Annotated in this window: 16 protein-coding genes and 1 pseudogene; 11 read left to right on the forward strand and 6 right to left on the reverse strand. The window is 62.7% G+C overall.

What is annotated here, in order from left to right:
* Nucleotides 1-7 precede the first annotated feature (7 nt).
* Complete coding sequence (mug, locus tag C9422_RS31275) at nt 8-529, reverse strand: G/U mismatch-specific DNA glycosylase (RefSeq protein WP_116583323.1); 522 nt, start codon at nt 527-529, stop codon at nt 8-10.
* Entirely contained in the window at nt 522-1,148 is a 627-nt protein-coding gene (locus tag C9422_RS31280; RefSeq protein ID WP_116583324.1) for a TetR/AcrR family transcriptional regulator, read from the reverse strand. Before C9422_RS31280 ends, mug begins: the two co-directional genes overlap by 8 nt.
* 260 nt (nt 1,149-1,408) lie before the next feature.
* Here C9422_RS31280 and C9422_RS31285 point away from each other — a divergent pair, with 260 nt between their 5' ends.
* From C9422_RS31285 to C9422_RS31305, 5 genes are all read left to right on the forward strand, one after another.
* A complete protein-coding gene (locus tag C9422_RS31285; protein ID WP_116583325.1) occupies nt 1,409-2,545 on the forward strand; it encodes an HlyD family secretion protein in 1,137 nt (378 codons plus the stop codon).
* Entirely contained in the window at nt 2,545-4,041 is a 1,497-nt protein-coding gene (locus C9422_RS31290; RefSeq protein WP_116583326.1) for a DHA2 family efflux MFS transporter permease subunit, read from the forward strand. The genes C9422_RS31285 and C9422_RS31290 overlap by 1 nt, the downstream gene beginning before the upstream one ends.
* A gap of 19 nt (nt 4,042-4,060) precedes the next feature.
* A complete protein-coding gene (locus C9422_RS31295) occupies nt 4,061-5,539 on the forward strand; it encodes an efflux transporter outer membrane subunit (RefSeq protein ID WP_116583327.1) in 1,479 nt (492 codons plus the stop codon).
* Between the two features lie 23 nt (nt 5,540-5,562).
* Nucleotides 5,563-6,513 carry an aldo/keto reductase gene (locus C9422_RS31300; RefSeq protein WP_116583328.1) on the forward strand — a complete coding sequence of 317 codons (951 nt, stop codon included), beginning with the start codon at nt 5,563-5,565 and terminating at the stop codon, nt 6,511-6,513.
* Between the two features lie 64 nt (nt 6,514-6,577).
* Nucleotides 6,578-7,510 (forward strand): LysR family transcriptional regulator, encoded by a 933-nt coding sequence (locus tag C9422_RS31305; protein WP_116583329.1) that lies wholly within the window; start codon nt 6,578-6,580, stop codon nt 7,508-7,510.
* A gap of 48 nt (nt 7,511-7,558) precedes the next feature.
* On the opposite strand, the gene C9422_RS31310 is transcribed toward C9422_RS31305, so the two are convergent.
* A complete protein-coding gene (locus tag C9422_RS31310; protein ID WP_116583330.1) occupies nt 7,559-7,831 on the reverse strand; it encodes a DUF2790 domain-containing protein in 273 nt (90 codons plus the stop codon).
* A gap of 595 nt (nt 7,832-8,426) precedes the next feature.
* Between C9422_RS31310 and C9422_RS32745 the strand changes: the two are divergent.
* The 4 genes and pseudogenes from C9422_RS32745 to C9422_RS31330 form a co-directional block, all read left to right on the forward strand.
* A pseudogene (locus tag C9422_RS32745) lies at nt 8,427-8,516 on the forward strand (polar amino acid ABC transporter ATP-binding protein); the annotation flags it as partial.
* A 304-nt stretch (nt 8,517-8,820) separates the two neighbouring features.
* Nucleotides 8,821-10,185, forward strand: coding sequence for an OprD family porin (locus tag C9422_RS31320; protein ID WP_116583331.1), 1,365 nt, complete (start codon nt 8,821-8,823; stop codon nt 10,183-10,185).
* 78 nt (nt 10,186-10,263) lie between these two features.
* Nucleotides 10,264-10,797 carry a molybdopterin-dependent oxidoreductase gene (locus tag C9422_RS31325; protein ID WP_116583332.1) on the forward strand — a complete coding sequence of 178 codons (534 nt, stop codon included), beginning with the start codon at nt 10,264-10,266 and terminating at the stop codon, nt 10,795-10,797.
* Nucleotides 10,798-10,830: 33 nt separating this feature from the next.
* The gene (locus tag C9422_RS31330) at nt 10,831-11,127 is read left to right on the forward strand and encodes a hypothetical protein (RefSeq protein ID WP_116583333.1); all 297 of its coding nucleotides are present in this window, start codon (nt 10,831-10,833) and stop codon (nt 11,125-11,127) included.
* A 12-nt stretch (nt 11,128-11,139) separates the two neighbouring features.
* On the opposite strand, the gene C9422_RS31335 is transcribed toward C9422_RS31330, so the two are convergent.
* Nucleotides 11,140-11,898 carry a DUF899 domain-containing protein gene (locus C9422_RS31335; protein WP_116583334.1) on the reverse strand — a complete coding sequence of 253 codons (759 nt, stop codon included), beginning with the start codon at nt 11,896-11,898 and terminating at the stop codon, nt 11,140-11,142.
* 84 nt (nt 11,899-11,982) lie between these two features.
* Here C9422_RS31335 and C9422_RS31340 point away from each other — a divergent pair, with 84 nt between their 5' ends.
* Both C9422_RS31340 and C9422_RS31345 read left to right on the forward strand, forming a co-directional pair.
* The gene (locus C9422_RS31340) at nt 11,983-13,203 is read left to right on the forward strand and encodes a helix-turn-helix domain-containing protein (RefSeq protein ID WP_116583335.1); all 1,221 of its coding nucleotides are present in this window, start codon (nt 11,983-11,985) and stop codon (nt 13,201-13,203) included.
* Between the two features lie 36 nt (nt 13,204-13,239).
* Nucleotides 13,240-13,872, forward strand: a complete 633-nt coding sequence (locus tag C9422_RS31345) for a PQQ-binding-like beta-propeller repeat protein (RefSeq protein ID WP_116583336.1) — start codon at nt 13,240-13,242, stop codon at nt 13,870-13,872.
* 158 nt (nt 13,873-14,030) lie between these two features.
* Here C9422_RS31345 and C9422_RS31355 read toward each other — a convergent pair whose 3' ends face one another.
* Nucleotides 14,031-14,432 (reverse strand): GFA family protein, encoded by a 402-nt coding sequence (locus tag C9422_RS31355; protein WP_116583337.1) that lies wholly within the window; start codon nt 14,430-14,432, stop codon nt 14,031-14,033.
* Between the two features lie 1,047 nt (nt 14,433-15,479).
* Nucleotides 15,480-16,340 (reverse strand): CAP domain-containing protein, encoded by an 861-nt coding sequence (locus C9422_RS31365; protein WP_116583339.1) that lies wholly within the window; start codon nt 16,338-16,340, stop codon nt 15,480-15,482.
* Between the last annotated feature and the right edge of the window lie 209 nt (nt 16,341-16,549).

Consider the following 16,549-nt stretch of genomic DNA (forward strand, 5'->3'; position numbering starts at 1 on the left):
GGCGTGATCACTGCGGCCGGTTTTCGTCGACGGCCAGGCGCAGCTCGCGGTACGCCGCGACCAGTTGCTCAAGGCTGAACGCGCGATTTCTGCCGCTGGGGTTCGGCAGGACCCAGACCGCAGCGTTGCCGAAGGTTTTCGCTTGAAGGCCCCAGGCAACCTCGCGCTGACCGGACAGCGCGCAATACGCCGCCTTGCCCAGGAATGCCACGAAACGCGGCGCATGGCGGGCGATTTTCTGTTCGAAGCCCGCTGCGGCGGCGCTGAACTCGTGCAAGGACAATTGATCGGCGCTGGCCGTCGGCCGCTCGACCACCGCGGTCAAGCCGCATTGATAGCGCAAGAGCGTCCGGTCGTTTTCCGATTGCACCTGCTCAGGCGTAAACCCGGCGAGATGGAGCGTGCGCCAGAAGCGATTGCCGCGCCCGGCAAAATGGTGCCCTTGGGCGGCGGCAGTCATGCCGGGATTGATGCCGCAAAAGATCACGGCAAGCTCCTCGGCAAGAATATCCTCGAGTCTTTCACTCACCGCAGATCACTCTGATCGCCTGGCGTGCGAGCCCTGTCAGCTCGTCTCGGGATTTACCGGCCCGGGCGCGGATCGAAATGCTGTGCAGCAGGGACGAGGCGAGCACGGCAAGGGCGGCCGGGTCGGCATCGCCTTTCAACTCGCCGGCATCTTTCGCCGCTTGCAGGCGAACTTCCAGATCGGCATCCAGCCGGCTCAAACGGTCGGACAGCACTTCGCGAATCTGCGGGTCCTCGACGGCTTCGGTGGTTGCCGTGCCGATGGCGAAGCAACCGCGGGGTTGGCCATCGCCCGAGAAGTAAATCGATAACTGCCCCTCGTAGAAACGCTGCAAGGCCTCGGCCAGCGGCAGGTTCAGGTCCGTCAGCGCCTCATGCATAGCCGCCGCGGCAAATTCCCAATATTGCTCCAGCGCTTTGATGTAGAGCGCGTGCTTGTCGCCGAACGCGGCATAGAGGCTGGGACGGTTCATGCCGGCGGCGGTGGCGATGCTGTCCAGGGACGCGCCGGAATAACCGGTGTTCCAGAACACACCCAGTGCCTGCTGCAACGCGGTCTGCGGGTCGTAGGCCCGAGGGCGGCCGCGGCCTTTGCCCTCTGTCGATTTATTTTGTGCCATGTCGTACAAAATCCTTGTGGGGTGATGGGGTGAGGGATATTCTTACACCATCGCACAAAATTAAGGAATCAGAAATTCCTTGATCCAGGGTTTGTTGTAGCCGGGCTCGAACCGAGTGCTGCGGCGACGAAACCGACGCGCTGGGAGCGATCCTCCCGACCGCGCACGGGCTTGCTTCTTTTCAGCATTTATTGACCTGCGGGCCACCGGCACTTGTTGCCGATGCTGGCCCGATTACCCGGCTAAAGGTGAACTCGATCATGACCAAAGCGTTCGATATCCCGGCTTCACAGACCTTCGGGCAGCCTGGCCCCAACCCGGCCGGCGCGCCCACCCGAAAACCCCTGAGACAGACCTTGCGTCCCTGGCTGATGGTGGGTGTTCCACTCCTGTTCGCGGCGCTGGGCTATGCCCACCATGTGTCGGGCCAGGCCTATGTATCGACCGACAACGCTTACGCCCGCGTGGCCAAGGCGTCGATCAATGCGCGGATCTCCGGGCAAGTGGTCGAGATTGCCGTCGAGGACAATCAGCAGGTCAGCAAGGGCCAGGTGCTGTTCCGGATCGATCCGAAACCCTTCCAGATCGCCGTCGACCGTGCGCAAGCGCAACTGAGCGTGGCGCGGCTGCGGATCGACGGACTCAAGGCCAGCTATCGCCAGCAGCAGGCGGAACTGCAATCGGCGAAAGAGTCGGCTGACTTCGACCAGAAGGACTTTGCCCGCAAGAAAGCACTGGTCGCGACCGAGTTCGTTTCGAAGTCGATCTACGAACGGGCCGACACCGACGTGAAGGTGGCGCGGCAACGGATCGCGTCCATCGAGCAACAGATCGCCAGCACCGTGGTGGCCCTGAACGGCAATCCGAACATCGAGGCCGATAGCCACCCGACGGTGCGCGAGGCCCGGGCGCAGCTCGACGAGGCGCAGTTGTACCTCTCGTACACCACGGTATACGCGCCGCAGGACGGCATCGTGGCCAAGGTCGACGACCTGCAGGTGGGCAACTACCTGAACAACGGCGCGCCGGCCTTTGCCTTGCTGTCCGTGCACGAGATCTGGATCGAGGCCAACTTCCGCGAGACCGACGTGACCCACATGCGCCCTGGCCAGCAAGCCACCATCCGCATCGATACCTACCCGGATCGCGTGTTCAAGGCCCACGTCACCAGCATGAGCCCGGGGGCCGGGTCGGATTTCGCCCTGCTGCCGCCGGAGAATGCGACCGGCAATTGGGTCAAGGTGACGCAGCGGGTGCCGGTACGGCTTGAGCTCGATGAAGTGGACCCGGCACTGCCGCTGTTCTCCGGGACCAGCGCCACGGTAAAGATCGACACCCGGTTTCGCAGCCCCTGGTGGCATCCGCTCAAGGCGTTGCTGACCGCAGGTAACTTCTGATGAACGCCCAATCGATAGTCAACCCCGGCGGGGAGGGTGCGCGCTCGCTCAGGTTCGCCGCCTTGCTGGCGACCTACATGCAGTCGGCCAACCTGCCGTTGCCGAACGCGGCACTCAGGTTGATTCAGGGCAGCCTGTCGATGACCGACGATCAGGCGGGCTGGATTTTCACCTCGTACCTGGCCGCAAGTGCGATCAGCATGCCGCTGGCCCAGTGGCTGGCCGCACGCTTTGGCTTGAAGTGGGTGTATCAGTCGGCGCTGGCGTTGTTTGTCCTGGGCTTGCTGCTCGCCACGGTGGCGACGACGCCGCTGGAATTCGTCGGCGCGCGCATCGTTCAAGGCATTGCCAGTGGCGTGCTGGCGCCGTTGTCGATGGCGATCGCCCTGGAAACCTTGCCGCCGGAAAAACGTGCGAAGTTCGGCGTGAGCTGGACCGCCATCGTGCTGTTCGGCATTGTCAGCGGCCCAAGTATCGGTGGCTGGATCGCCGAACATTTCGGCTGGCGCCCGATGTTCTACCTCAGCGTGCCACTGTCGCTGTTTATCTTCCTGGTGGCGGCGCTGTTGTTGACCGAGAAGAAAGCCGAAAAACCTCCGGCGTTCGATTTCTTCGGTTTCTGCACCTTCACCCTCGGCCTGATCAGCCTGCAGATGCTGCTCGATCGAGGTGAACGGCTGGACTGGTTCGCCTCGCCCGAGATCTGGCTCGAAGCCGTGGGGTCGGTGCTGGGGCTCTATCTGTTCGTGGTGCACGTGCTGACCTCGAACGTGCATTTCCTCAACAAGCGCCTGCTCAAGGACCGCAACTTCGTGCTGTCGACGGTGATCTTTTTCGCCCTCGGTTTCGTGCTGTTGTCGACCATGGCCCTGACCTCGCCGATGCTCGACGAAATTCTCGGCTACCCGCCAGACACCACGGGCGCCTTGACGATCCCGCGTGGCATGGGCCTGGTCGGCGCCTTCCTGCTGATGGGGCGGCTGCCCGCGCGCTTCGACCGTCGCCTCTTCGTCGCGGCCGGTATCGCCATCGTGATCTATGCCAATTGGCTGATGCTCGGCTATTCGCCGCTGATGGACGAGTGGCCCGTGGCGGTCGCCGGCGCGATCCAGGGCGCGGGCCTGGGCATCCTGATGCCGGCGGTGAGCAACGTCGCGTTCAGTACCCTCGACCCCGCGCTGCGGGCCGAAGGCACCGGCCTGTTCAATCTGGCCCGGGTCTACGGCAGCACGCTGGGGGTGGCGATCGTGCAGCTGTTTTTCTTCAACAACACCCAGGCCATGCACATGGCGCTGGTCAGCAACCTCACGCCGTACCGCACCGCCACGCAGTCGCTGGCCTCGGCGCCGTTGCAGGTGCTGGAGGGGCTCAACGAAATGATCACCGGCCAGGCCGCGTTCATCGCCGTGGTCGATCAGTTCAAGATCTTGATGGTGGTGATGCTGGTGGTGAGCCCGCTGGTGTTGTTTCTTCGCAAGCCTGTTGCGGCCAATTAGTTTTCGTGGAGTTCGCCAAATGAAATCCTGTGCGCTGGTCATCACCCGATACTTGCTGCAAACGAAGATCGCGGCGCTGTCGCTGCTTTTCTTGCTGACGGCTTGCACCGTTGGCCCCGACTATCAAACACCGCCGGCGAGTACATCGCAGCACTATGACCCACAGGCCGAGCAGCGACTTGCCCAGGGTGCAGCCCCTCGCATCGACCTTGGCAAGAAGGTCAGTGGCGATTGGTGGACGGCCTTTCGCTCGCAGAAACTCGACAACGTGGTGCGTCGTGCCATCGACGGCAACCTGGACCTGGTGGCCGCCGACGCAACGATCCGCCAGGCCGCCTCATCTGTCGCGGCGGCGCAGGGCGCGCTGTATCCGCAGGTCGATTTCGCTGCCGTGGCCGGTCGTCAGCGGCTGCACAACGCCAGGGAACCCTCGATCTCCAACTTCTATGCGATTGGCCCGCGGGTGGGGTTCGACCTTGATGTGTTCGGCGGCAACCAGCGTCTGGTTGAACAGCAGCAGGCGTTTGCCGAACTGCAAAAACACCGCTACGAAGCGGCGTACCTGACGTTGACCGGCAACGTTGCCAGCCAGGCCTTGCTGTTGGCCTCGGCCAACGCGCAGATGCAGGCCGTGGAAAAACTGCTCGCCAACGATGCGAAAAACCTGGAGCTGGTGCGCATGGCGCACCTCAACGGCAGCACCACGCAGATCGATGTGTCGCTGGCCGAGACCCGGCTCGCCCAGGACCGCACGTTGTTGCCGCCCCTCGCTCAGCAGCGCGATGCGGCACGCCATGCACTGTCGATTTTGGCGGGGAAGGGGCCGGCGGACTGGATCGCTCCCGACTTCGACTTGAGCGAGTTCGCCCTGCCGTCGAACCTGCCGGTCAGCCTGCCTTCGGAAATGGCCCACGACCGCCCGGATGTGCTGCAGGCCGAAGCGCAACTGCACATGGCCAGCGCGGCGGTGGGCGTGGCGACGGCGAACCGCTATCCCCATGTCACGTTGTCGGCCTCTCTGGCGCAGGCGGCTTCGGGCAATGGCGGCGCGGCACTCTGGGGTTTCGCTGCCGGGCTGGCCGGGCCGATCTTCGATGGCGGCACGCTCAAGGCCCAGCAGCAGGCCGCCGTCGACGGCTACAAGGCGACGCTCGCCGGATACCAACAGACGGTCATCAACTCGTTCGGGCAGGTCGCCGACACCTTGCAGGCGATCAACCATGACGCCGAAGAACACCTGGCCCAGACCGACGCCTTGCGCGCGGCCGAAAACAGTCTGCAGTTGAACCAGCAGGCCTTCGCGCAAGGCGAGAACAGCATCCTCCAGGTCCTGGAAGCGGAGCGTGCCTATGAGCAGGCACTGCTGGGACAGATCCGCGTGAATACCGCGCAGTACCTCGACACCGTGCAGCTGTTTGTTGCCCTGGGCGGTAACGCTGTCGGCACCTTCGAACAACGCGTTGCCTCGGGCGACGGGCAGACACCTTCGTATCAATAATGGCTGCGGCCTGGAGTAGACACATGACCTATGAAGCCTTTCACGACGGACTGCGCGATACCCGGTTTGCGCTCAACCATGGAGCGGTCGAGATGCCGGCGGTTGGATTCGGGACCTTGTTCCGCGATCTCGCCACGACCACTGATGCGGTGAAGGAAGCGCTGGCCGCCGGTTTCCGCCATTTCGATTGCGCCGAGCGTTATCGCAACGAAGCCCAGGTCGGTGTGGCGCTGACGGAGGTGCTGGCCGCCGGCAACGTCCGCCGCGAAGACCTGTTCATCACCACCAAGCTGTGGAACACCAACCACCGTCCCGAGCGCGTCGAGCCCGCGTTCGCCGCCAGTTGCCAACGCCTGCAAGTGGACTACATCGACTGCTACCTGATCCACACGCCGTTTGCCTTTCAACCCGGCGACAACCAGGACCCGAGGGACGCGCTGGGCAACGTCATCTACGACACCGGCGTGACGCTGACCGAAACCTGGCGGGCGCTCGAGCGCCTGGTGGATGAGGGGCGGGCGAGGTCCATCGGGGTGTCGGATATCACGCTGGAGGCGCTGAAGGCGCTGGTCGCCGAAGCCCGGATCAAACCCGCCGTGGTGCAGGTCGAGGCCCACCCTTATTTGCCGGAGTGGGAACTGCTTGAGTTCTGCAAGGCGCACGGGATTATCGTGCTGGCGTTTGCGCCATTGGGGCACGGCATGCAGCCCAATGTGCTGCAAGACCCGGTGCTCACCGGCATCGCCCGGCGTCTGCAGAAAACCCCGGCCCAGGTCGCGCTGGCCTGGTCGGTGCAACGCGGGGTGGCGTTCCTGACCACCTCGGCAACGCCGAGCCATATCCGGGAAAACATCGATATCTCGACTTTGCCGCACAGGGCCATGATCGAGATTCAACAAGACATCACCACCCGTATACGCTTCAACTCGGTGGTTGAAACCGGTGTTCCCGGATTCATTGCGCGCAAGCCGTAGTGCCTGAGATCAGGGCGGTGCGTCACGGGACCGTCCTGTCTGCCTATCCCTGGAGGTGAAACCGATGGATGTTTTCCAGACCCTGCGCTGTTTCGCGGCGGTGGCCCAAAGCGGCAGCTTCACCGCGGCGGCCGCGATGCTGGACACCACCACGACCCACGTATCAAAAGCCGTTTCCAGCCTGGAGGCCAGGCTGCAGACGCGCTTGATCAACCGCACCACCCGGCGCCTGGCATTGACCGAAGCCGGTGTGCGCTATTTGCAGCGCTGCGAGCGGATCCTGGAGGACATGCGTGAGGCCGATGCAGAGGCGGGCACGACCCAGGTCATGCCCGCAGGCCGACTGAAAATCCACGCCATGTCCGCCATCGGCAACCACTACGTGATCGGCGCCATCGCCCGCTACCGGCAAACCTGGCCTTCGGTGCTGTTTGACCTGACCGTGACCAATCGCCTGCCGGACTTGCTCGAGGAGGGCTACGACATGTCGATCGTGCTGGCGCGGGACCTGCCCGATTCCGGCTTTGTCGCCCAGCGGCTGGGCATCACCTACAGCATTCTCTGCGCCTCGCCCGAGTACCTGAGCCAACGCGGAATTCCCCAATCACCGGGTGAACTCGTCGGCCATGATTGCCTGCGAATCGTCAACACGGTCATGCCGGCCGAGCACTGGGTATTTGAAGGCCCGCAGGGGACAGAGACATTCAGCACGCCGGTGTCGCCCTTTCACGTCAACACGGCTGACGCCATGACCTTCGCGATCAAGAACGGGATGGGGATTGGCATTCAACCGATTGCATCGGCCGTCGAGGGCCTGCGGGCGGGGACGTTGGTGCGCGTATTGCCGGCGTATCGGCTTGAAGAGTTGAACCTGTTTGCGATCTACCCTTCACGCAAGTTCGTGGATGCAAAAATAAAAACCTGGGTGGAATTTCTCAAGCATTCCATTCCGGGGTTGCTGGCGTCTGATGAAAAAATTGTCGGTGCGTCGGTGTAGCTGGCGTTGTACCCATGGAGTGTCGACCCTCCATCGTCCATACAGTGCTCACCCGTTCGAACAGCCGGTGCCCATTACTTGATATTCGACGGTGCGACGTTGACCCCGAGAATCTTCATAGGTCATGCGCGCCGGGACCGGTCCGCATTCATTGGCGACTTCCGATACTTCGATGACGCGTTTGATATCAAGCCGGGTGCCGTAGGTGTAGGTTTCAACTGGCGGTGAGCTGGCGGCGGCAGTCGAGTGGCTGTCGTCTGCCAAGACCTGGGTGCCGGCGCTGCCCAGCGCAAGCAAGAGTGCGATTTTCAACAGTTTCATGATCTTTACCTCGTGGTTTAAGCGTTATCCCGGGGATTATTCACTTGGGTGGAGTCGATGTTAGGCGTTTGGCAGGGGCGCAAAAATCGGTCGGCGGGATAAACACTGTTGCCGGATTGATCATGAATCGAGGGGACTTTCGGCTTGGACACAGCCCCCTGTAGGAGCTGGCTTGCCAGCGATGGTCGTTAACGATAACGCGGGCGAACTGGATGAACGCGGCGCACTGGAGTCCATCGCCAGCAAGCTGGCTCCTACAGTTTCAGCGTGGGCATGGCGCCTGTAGGAGCTGGCTTGCCAGCGATGGTCGTTAACGATAACGCGGGCGAACTGGATGAGCGCGGCGCACTGGAGTCCATCGCCAGCAGGCTGGCTCCTACAGTTTCAGCGTGGGCATGGCGCCTGTGGGAGCTGGCTTGCCAGCGATGGTCGTTAACGATAACGCGGGCGAACTGGATGAGCGCGGCGCACTGGAGTCCATCGCCAGCAGGCTGGCTCCAGTTTCAGCGTGGGCGCGGTCCTGTGTGGGAGCTGGCTTGCCAGCGATGGTCGTTAACGATAACGCGTGGAAGCTGGATAAACGCGGCGTACTGGAGTCGAGGAGGGGGCACCCGAAGAGATCCTGCAAAACCCTGTACAGGAGCGAACCCGGTCGTTCTTGAGAAAGCATCTGCACGATAGATAAGGTGCGCTTTCGCTTCTGAACCCGGCAGAGGGCGTGATTTAACGCCCTGTTGGGTTGCCAATCCCGTCAGTTAAATTTATTGACTAAAAAGTCAGCTTCTAGAAAGATGCAGGCCGCCAGACCTGTTTCGATCTTTTCCCAGCCTCAATCACGTAGCACTGACAGCGCCTGCAGACTCGCAGGCGGTAAATTTCGCCTATCGCTATATACAAAAATATATAGCGATAGGCGAAAACGTCAGGTCACGAGGGAATCAGGACCATGGGCACCAAAAAAACAAGAAACCCGCACCGGAGTAAACACAATGAAGCTGCAACCCCTGGCCCTGGCCATCACCCTCGGTGGCTTGACCCACCAGGCCATCGCCGCCGGTTTTATCGATGACAGCAAGGCCTCGCTGAATCTGCGCAATTTCTATTTCAACTCTGACAACCGCGAAAGCCAGGGCAACGTGGGCAATGCCGCTTACGCCAGCCAGGCCAAGGAGTGGGGGCAGGGGCTGCAACTCAACGTGATTTCCGGGTTCACCCAGGGCACCGTCGGCTTTGGCCTGGATGCCATCGCCATGACCGGGCTGAAGCTGGACAGCGGCGGTCGTGTGGGCAAGGCGGGTATCGACCGCACGCCGGGGGCGCTGTTTCCCGTGGACAGCGACGGCCATGCGGTCGATGAATATTCCAAGGGCGGCGTGACCGGCAAGGTGCGCATTTCCAGGACCGAAGCACGTCTGGGCACCCTGCAGCCCAAGCTGCCGGTGATCAACTTCAACGACGGTCGGCTGTTGCCGCAAACCTTCGAAGGCGGGCAGGTTACCTCCAGCGAAATCGACGGCCTGACCCTCACCGCCGGCCAACTGCAAAGCACCAAGACCCGCAGTTCCACCGACGATGTCGACCTGCGCATCAGCGGCGCGACGCGTCCCGCCGGTACGCCGGCCAGCACTGCGCTGGCAGACTCGGACAGCTTCGTTTTCGCGGGCGGCGACTACAAGGTCACCAAGGACCTGACCGCCCAGTACTACTACGGCAGTCTCGAAGATTTCTACCAGCAGCACTTCCTCGGCCTGATCCACACCCTGGCCATCGGCCCCGGCGCGTTGAAGACTGACCTGCGCTATTTCAACAGCAGCGCCGATGGCAAGAACGGCAATGCGGCCGGGCGTGCCCAAGGTTATAAAAGCAGCGGCTTCTGGCGAGCGGGGGACACTCACGTCGGTGAGGTGGACAACAACACCTGGAGCGCCCTGTTCACTTACAGCCTGAGTGGCCATGCCTTCAGCGCGGGCTACCAGCAAGTCTCCGGCGACAGCGCGTTCCCGTTCGTCAACCAGGGTGACGGCGCCACCGCGTACCTGATCACCGACCGGCAGATCGGCAAGTTCCTCAGTGCCGGCGAGCGCACCTGGCTGGCCGAGTACGGCTATGACTTCGTCGTGCTTGGCGTGCCGGGTCTCAAGACCGTGGTCACTTATCTCAGCGGCGACAACATCGATTCCGCCGCCGGTGATCGCAAAGAGTGGGAGCGCGACCTGCGCATCGACTACGCGCTGCAAAGCGGCCCGTTCAAGGGGCTGGGCATTTCCTGGCGTAACGCCAGCTTGCGTGGCAATGCCAGCAGCGACCTGGATGAAAACCGCCTGATCCTCAGCTACAGCCTGCCGCTGCTTTAAGCACGGCAGAGCGGTCCTTGGCTGCCATAGCGCAGCCCGGGTCCACGGTGATTGGTCAACCACGACAGGAGCATCGTCATGCGTTCCATTTTTTCCACTGTGCAAAGCCTTGTTCGCCCCGGCACCAAACCCCTGCCGTTGCCCGGCACCGTCATCGATGTGGCGCAACAGACACTGGAGGTGGTGGGGCAGGTGCACAATCCCCTGTGCCTGAGCGTGGCCGACCTGCAAGCCATGCCGGGTTACGACTGGGTGAGACTGACCAGCAACACCTGTGAGGGCAATGCGCAAAAAGCCCAGAAAAAGGGCTATCGCGGGGTGCTGCTGCGGGAAATCGTGCTCAAGGCCGGGCTCAGGAGCGATGACCCCAAGGGCTGGAAGCGCGCCTATGTGGTGGCGCGCGCCAGTGACGGCTACGTCGCGTTGTTCAGCTGGAATGAGCTGGTCAATACCGACGTGGGCGATGCTGTGCTGGTGGTGTACCAACAACATGCCCACGGACAAACGGCGGCCGGCGAACACCTTTCATTGGTCTCGGGAAGCGATCGCCATTCCGGGGCCCGTCAGGTGAAGTGGTTGCGCAGCATTGAACTGTGCAGCATCTTCGGCTGACTCTCACACAACACCACGCCGAGGAAAATGCCGATGCCTGTCTGCAATTCGCTGGGTTGTGATCGACGCCCTTCGGTCGAACAGCTGTTGGCCGGCGAAAAGTGGCCGCCCGAATGCGAAGTGGCCCTGAGGGATTTGCTCGAGCAAATGGCCAACGCCGGCCATGACGTCACGCTGCACAACCTCGGCCGGTTCCTCGGCGACTTTGTGCCGCGCTACACCCTGGACCGTGCCGAGGAATGGCAGGAATGGGCGACCCGACGCTGGGTCTCGCAGACCAAACCTGCGCTGGTGGACAAGCTGGCGGATGTCTTCATCGGCGGTCAGTGACGGCGCCGGCGCTCACCGGTACTCATCATGCCGACGCCACCAGGGCCCCGTTTCATTGCGTCCCCTGGGTGCGCGGTCGAGCCATTGGTACATGCTCCACAACCCGTCCAGGCCCCGCGCGTAGGTGGAGTAGGTGTGATAGATCTCGCCGTCCTCCAGCACAAAGGTACTCAGTCCCGGCCGGTCGCGGGTATAGGTCGGTGCGTCGGTGCCACAGGTCGCGGCGAACTGTTTCACCGGTTCCGGTATGTCACTGGCGTCCATGGCATGGCCGCCGCGCTGGTAGTTGTATTCGACCAGGCCTTCGCGCTGCTGCGCTTCGGTGAAGTAGACGTTGAAGTCGGCGGTGAAATCGCTGTCGGCGGCCGAGGCCCAGGGGAAGGTCCAGCCCATCCGACGCTTGTAGGCTTGCAGTTTCGCCAACGGTGCGCGGGATATCGCCATCAGGGTCACGTCGTGATTGGCCAGGTGGATGACCACGGGGTCGAAGCCATCGGCAATGGCTGAGCAGGAAGGGCAGCCGGCCGTGTAGTCGGGGCCGAACATGAAGTGGTAGACCAGCAGTTGCGAGCGCCCTTGAAAGAGTTCGGCCAGGGTCGCGCTACCGTTGTCCGTATCGAAACGGTACGTCTTGTCGAGGCGAACCCACGGCAAGGCCTGGCGTTGCCTGGCCACTTCATCGCTGCGTCGGGTCAGGGCCTTTTCCGCTTCGAGCAGTTGCAGGCGTGCCGCCAGCCATTGGTCCCGGGTCGCGGTATTGTGCGTGTTCATCGCTGTACGCTCCTGGTGAAAGGTCGTGAATTAGACTAAACCCGGGTATCGAATGATGGGAGTGACAAGCGTGGCGGGATTTCGATGGACTCGATGATCACGGCCGCCGCCCAGGCGCTGGCAGCGGGCAATCCACTGGGCGCTCTGGACCGCGTGGCCTTGCGCGACGATGCGCCGGCGCTGGCCCTGCGCGGCATCGCTATGGCGCAACTGGGCGATCTGGTGCGCGCCCGGGCGCTGGTCAAGCGCGCGCAGCGGGCCTTTTCGCCCAGGGAAGTGCTGGCCCGTGCCCGATGCGTGGTGGCCGAGGCCGAAATCGCCCTGGCGTCGCGGGATCTCGGCTGGCCGGTCAAGGCGCTCGAAACGGCGCGGGTCACCCTTGAACAGCACGGTGACCGGGTCAATGCCGCTCATGCGCGGTATCTGCAAATCCGCCGTCTGCTGTTGATCGGCCAGCTCGATGAGGCTCAACAGTTGCTGGCCAGTCTCGACCCCGGCCCTTTGCCGCCGGCCTTGCGTGCAACCCATGAACTGGTGCTGGCGGGAATCGCCATTCGCCGCCTGCAATCGAGCGCGGCACGGGAGGCGTTGACGCGAGCCGGGCAGGCTGCCGGTCAGACGGGGATTGCCGCGCTGATCGCTGAAGTCGAACAGGTGGCGCGCCTGCTCGACGCACCCGCGGCACGCCTGATTGCCCGGGGTGAGGAACGCGCACTGCTGCTCGATGAAGTCGAAGCCTTGCTCGGTTCAACGGCGCTGGTGGTGGACGCCTGCCGGTACGTTGTGAGGGGCTGCGGCATGTCGGTGTCGCTGGCGACGCGGCCGATCCTGTTCGTGCTCGCCCGCGCATTGGCCGAAGCCTGGCCCGCCGATGTTGCGCGGGAAACGCTGATCGCCCGGGCGTTTCGTCTGAAGCTCTCGGATGAGTCCCATCGTGCCCGGCTTCGCGTGGAAATCGGCCGCCTGCGTAAGGCGCTCAAGCCGTTGGCCGGCGTCATCGCGACGCCCCGTGGTTTTGCCCTGCAAACGTCCGTGTGCACGGAGGTGGTGACACTGGCGCAACCGGTCGAGGAAAAATTTGCCGCGGTATTTGCCTGCCTCGCCGATGGCGAGTCGTGGTCGAGTTCCGCCCTGGCCCTGGCGCTGGGTAGCAGCCAGCGCACGGTGCAGCGTGCACTCGATACGCTGGCGGAGCAGGGCAAGGTGCAGTGGTTTGGCCGAGGCCGCGCGCGGCGCTGGATGACGCCGCCCGTGCCGGGATTCGCGACGACCTTGTTACTCCCGGCGCCGCTGCCCGGTGGCTAGGATGAACGCCACCAACCCCCCATTGAGGAATGCCAGATGAAACATGCAACTGCTGAAGTCATTCGTGAATATGGCCCGTTTGCCGAGGTCGATCATGTGTGCGGCGTCACCTGGGACGGCGAAAAGGTCTGGTTCGCCAGCAACAGCAAAATCAACGCCCTCGACCCGGAAAGCGGCAAGCTGCTGGACTCGATCGATGTCGCTGCCCATGCCGGCACCGCGTTCGATGGCGAGCATCTGTTCCAGATCGCCGACGACCGCATCCACAAGATCGACCCCCGCACCGGCCGCATCCTCTCGACGATTCCGGCCCCCGGCGCGGGCACCGATTCGGGGCTGACCTGGGCCGAAGGGACGTTGTGGGTGGGTCAGTACCGCGAGCGCAAGATCCACCAGATCGACCCCGAGACCGGCAAGATCCTGCGCACCCTCGAATCCAACCGTTTCGTTACCGGCGTGACCTGGGTGCAAGGTTCGCTGTGGCATGGCACCTGGGAGGGCGACGAGAGTGAGTTGCGGCGCATCGACGCGCAAACCGGTGAAGTACTCGAGAGCCTCAGGATGCCCGAAGGCGTCGGCGTGTCGGGACTGGAGTCCGACGGCGGCGAGCGGTTGTTCTGCGGTGGCGGCGAAAGCGGCAAGGTGAGGGTGGTGCGTCGGCCTTCGTGATGCACGGAACTGTGTACACCCACTTACCTTGTGGGAGCGGGCTTGCTCGCGAAAGCGGTGTATCAGGTAGCATCCATGTCGTCTGACACGCCGCCTTCGCGAGCAAGCCCGCTCCCACAGGGTCAGTGGGTGTATGCAAAATCTGCAAGCAACTTCGCTCAGTCCGCTTGTGGATGCTGATCGCTGATCTCGTACCAATCCGCTTTCGAACCGACAAAAACATGTTTTTGCTTGCGTGTCCGTAGCGGCGTATCCAGCGAGCCGAGGGCAATCGAAACCCACTCGGAAAACGCGCCTGTCGAGTCAGTCCAGAACAGCGAAGATCCGCAGCGGCAACAAAACTGCCGGGTGACACCTTTGGACGATTCATAGGCCTGAAGCGAATCTGTGCCGGTCATGATCGACAGCGCCGAGACGGGCGCGCTTGCATAGGTCGCAAACGCAGCCCCATGGCTCTTTCGGCACTGGCTGCAATGGCAATGGGTGATGGCTTTCAGCTCGCTCGACAGGCGATATTTGACGGCGCCGCAGAGGCAACTGCCTAGGTGAAGTTCATCCATGTAAAGTCATCCCTGGATCGATAGTATTTTTCCGTCCTGCCATGTTTTCTGCTGGTCGAAATCGGTCTAAAAGCCCGGTTGGCAATCGTCCCTGTTTTGCTATCCTCAACCTTGTAGGTGAAGACGCAGACTGATGCGCAAAAGGATAGCAAGGAGACGTGGGGCGCGTTCCGAAGGGTACACGGTTAGAAAGATCCCCGCGCTGGGATCCAGCCCTTATGCCGTGTGAAGCAGAAGAGTTCCATTACGGTTTCACGACTCTTTTGTGGGAGGCCTGATAAACCTTGTAAGCCGGAGACCAGCACCGGCCACCTACTTGTACTCACCCGCGAAGCCCGCCCAGTGCGGGCTTTTTAATGCCTTGGTTTTTTCACGATGTGGAGCCAGCGTGGGCATGACCCCCTGTGGGAGCTGGCTTGCCAGCGATGGTCGTTAACGATGACGCGTGTGTTCTGGATGAACGCGGCGCACTGGAGTCCATCGCCAGCAGGCTGGCTCCTACAGTTTCAGCGTGGGCATGGCCCTTGTGGGAGCTGGCCTGCCAGCGATGGTCGTTAACGATAACGCGGGTGAACTGGATAAACGCGGCGCACTTGAGTCCATCGCCAGCAGGCTGGCTCCTACAGTTTCCCAGCGTGGGCGCGGTCATTTGTGGGAGCTGGCCTGCCAGCGATGGTCGTTAACGATAACGCGGGTGATCTGGATAAACGCGGCGCACTTGAGTCCATCGCCAGCAGGCTGGCTCCTACAGTTTCAGCGTGGGCATGGCCCCCTGTGGGAGCTGGCTTGCCAGCGATGGTCGTTAACGATAACGCGGGTGATCTGGATAAACGCGGCGCACTGGAGTCCATCGCCAGCAGGCTGGCTCCTACAGTTTCAGCGTGGGCATGGCCCCTTGTGGGAGCTGGCTTGCCAGCGATGGTCGTTAACGATGACGCGTGTGGACTGGATGAGCGCGGCGCACTTGAGTCCATCGCCAGCAAGCTGGCTCCTACAGTTTCCCGTCGAGACCTTTTCAATGCCCGCAACGTGGGGCTGGCCCGCCGCTCAAGGCGCGCCGAACAGCATCGTCCAGTAAACACCGTTGTCACTGCGGGCGTTGGCGGCGTACGCGGCACCGACCTGGGTGAACATCGGGTTCATCAGGTTGGCGCAGTGCCCGGGACTGGCGAGCCAACCGGCCATGGCCTTGCTCGGCGAACCTTGCCCGGCGGCGATGTTTTCACCGATCTGGCGGCCACGGTAGCCGGCAGCCCTGGCGCGGTCGGCGGGCATGTCCCCGTCGGGGTCCTGGTGGGCGAAGTAGTTGCCGTAGGCCATGTCCTTGCTGTGATTTTGCGCTGCGGAACCCAAGGCCGCACTCCAGGACAGCGGCCGCGCGGCGGCGAAGCGCTGGCGACCACACAGGCGTGGCTTGGCCCGGGCAGCGTTGACCTGCGCCAGCAACGCCTGGGCGGCGCTGCGGGGATCGGCGGTTTGCCGGTCGAGTACCGGCTGCGCCAGCACCACTTGCCACTCGCTCCCGGCGCGACTGACGCCGATATCGGCGTATTGGTTGTCGAGCAGTGCGGCGCAGTGCTCGTCCTGGAACATATCGAAGGCTTCTTCGGCATCCCGCGCACCCACCACGCGGATAGAGCGCACCATGGTTGCCTGATAGCCGGAAGCCTTTAACCGGTCCCGCAACCCACCGCCATAGCCAACGGGCAGGGCCAGGTTCGATTTGAGCGTCAGGGGGGACAGGCGTTGCGCGGGGCGCCGATCGCAACGTTGCGGGTGGGCGCGATAGTCGTTGATGGCGTCGACCAGTTGCCGTTGCCCATCGGCGTGGGCGGGGCTGGCAAAAACGGGGAGCAGGGGAAGCAGGCACAGCGAAGCAAAGCGCAAGGCAACGACGGTTTGGCGCATGAACGGACAACTCGAATGAGATGACGACGATAGGAGAGGAAAAATGCTCGGGTATGACCGGGCTCTGGAGACAAGGTTCACGGCGCGAGCGAACCTGTTTGTGGCCGGAACCGAATGTCCGACGAAGGGTAGGACTTCTGTGGGAGCGGGCTTGCTCGCGAAGGCGGCGTGTCAGACGACATGGAGGCATGAATCAAATACACCTATGC

It is taken from the genome of Pseudomonas sp. B1(2018), assembly GCF_003097365.1.
Classification (GTDB): Bacteria; Pseudomonadota; Gammaproteobacteria; order Pseudomonadales; family Pseudomonadaceae; genus Aquipseudomonas; species Aquipseudomonas laurylsulfatiphila.

Coding starts and splice junctions, on each gene's coding strand:
- C9422_RS31335 (WP_116583334.1), bottom strand. CDS start 11,898: ATGAACACGCACAATACCGCGACCCGGGACCAATGGCTGGCGGCACGC.
- C9422_RS31330 (WP_116583333.1), top strand. CDS start 10,831: ATGCCTGTCTGCAATTCGCTGGGTTGTGATCGACGCCCTTCGGTCGAA.
- C9422_RS31320 (WP_116583331.1), top strand. CDS start 8,821: ATGAAGCTGCAACCCCTGGCCCTGGCCATCACCCTCGGTGGCTTGACC.
- C9422_RS31325 (WP_116583332.1), top strand. CDS start 10,264: ATGCGTTCCATTTTTTCCACTGTGCAAAGCCTTGTTCGCCCCGGCACC.
- C9422_RS31280 (WP_116583324.1), bottom strand. CDS start 1,148: ATGGCACAAAATAAATCGACAGAGGGCAAAGGCCGCGGCCGCCCTCGG.
- C9422_RS31340 (WP_116583335.1), top strand. CDS start 11,983: ATGGACTCGATGATCACGGCCGCCGCCCAGGCGCTGGCAGCGGGCAAT.
- C9422_RS31300 (WP_116583328.1), top strand. CDS start 5,563: ATGACCTATGAAGCCTTTCACGACGGACTGCGCGATACCCGGTTTGCG.
- C9422_RS31305 (WP_116583329.1), top strand. CDS start 6,578: ATGGATGTTTTCCAGACCCTGCGCTGTTTCGCGGCGGTGGCCCAAAGC.
- C9422_RS31310 (WP_116583330.1), bottom strand. CDS start 7,831: ATGAAACTGTTGAAAATCGCACTCTTGCTTGCGCTGGGCAGCGCCGGC.
- C9422_RS31295 (WP_116583327.1), top strand. CDS start 4,061: ATGAAATCCTGTGCGCTGGTCATCACCCGATACTTGCTGCAAACGAAG.
- C9422_RS31355 (WP_116583337.1), bottom strand. CDS start 14,432: ATGGATGAACTTCACCTAGGCAGTTGCCTCTGCGGCGCCGTCAAATAT.
- C9422_RS31290 (WP_116583326.1), top strand. CDS start 2,545: ATGAACGCCCAATCGATAGTCAACCCCGGCGGGGAGGGTGCGCGCTCG.
- C9422_RS31365 (WP_116583339.1), bottom strand. CDS start 16,340: ATGCGCCAAACCGTCGTTGCCTTGCGCTTTGCTTCGCTGTGCCTGCTT.
- C9422_RS31345 (WP_116583336.1), top strand. CDS start 13,240: ATGAAACATGCAACTGCTGAAGTCATTCGTGAATATGGCCCGTTTGCC.
- C9422_RS31285 (WP_116583325.1), top strand. CDS start 1,409: ATGACCAAAGCGTTCGATATCCCGGCTTCACAGACCTTCGGGCAGCCT.